The organism is Caballeronia grimmiae (assembly GCF_000698555.1).
Taxonomy (GTDB): Bacteria; Pseudomonadota; Gammaproteobacteria; order Burkholderiales; family Burkholderiaceae; genus Caballeronia; species Caballeronia grimmiae.
The window spans coordinates 1-598 of record NZ_JFHE01000135.1 but is presented as its reverse complement, the minus strand read 5'-3'; the positions used below and the strand labels follow the sequence as shown (position 1 = coordinate 598).

The 598-nt window shown below is 63.9% G+C and carries 1 protein-coding gene; it reads left to right on the top strand.

The genetic code is table 11. From position 1 onward, the window contains the following. Positions 1-111: 111 nt before the first annotated feature. On the top strand, positions 112-598 hold a 487-nt coding region (locus BG57_RS30960; RefSeq protein ID WP_035971157.1), incomplete at its 3' end, for an oxidoreductase.

Genomic DNA, 598 nt, shown 5'->3' with positions numbered 1-598 from the left:
CAGGCCATTGGATCATGCAGGATCGCGCGGACGACGTGAACGCGGCGATTAGCGCATGGATCGACACACAATAACCAACGGCCTTTTGCCAACCGCAATCCGGAAAACCTGATGCCCGATCTCGACATCCTGCTCAGCCCTTATCAACTCAATGCCCTCACCGTACCTAACCGGGTAGTCATGGCTCCGATGACGCGGTCCTTCTCCCCAGGGGGCATACCGACCGCCGACGTCGCCGCGTACTATCGGCGACGTGCGTCGCACGGTGTCGGCCTCATCATCACCGAGGGAACCGGTGTTGGTCGCGCGGGCGCGCTCGACGATCCGAACGTCCCGCGCTTTCATCGCGAGGCGGCGCTGGCCGGCTGGAAGAACGTGGTTGACGAGGTCCACGCGGCTGGAGGACGCATTGCGCCGCAACTATGGCACGTGGGTAACAAGCCTTCGAATGGAGCGGGTGAGCGGGTGGCTTTGTCCGCTCATCGCTACGAGAGCCCCTCGGGTCTCTCCCTAACCGGCGAACGCGTGGCTCAGCCGATGAGCGAGTCAGCCGTCGCGGACACTATCGACGCATTCGCGCGGGCCGCAGCGGATGCAC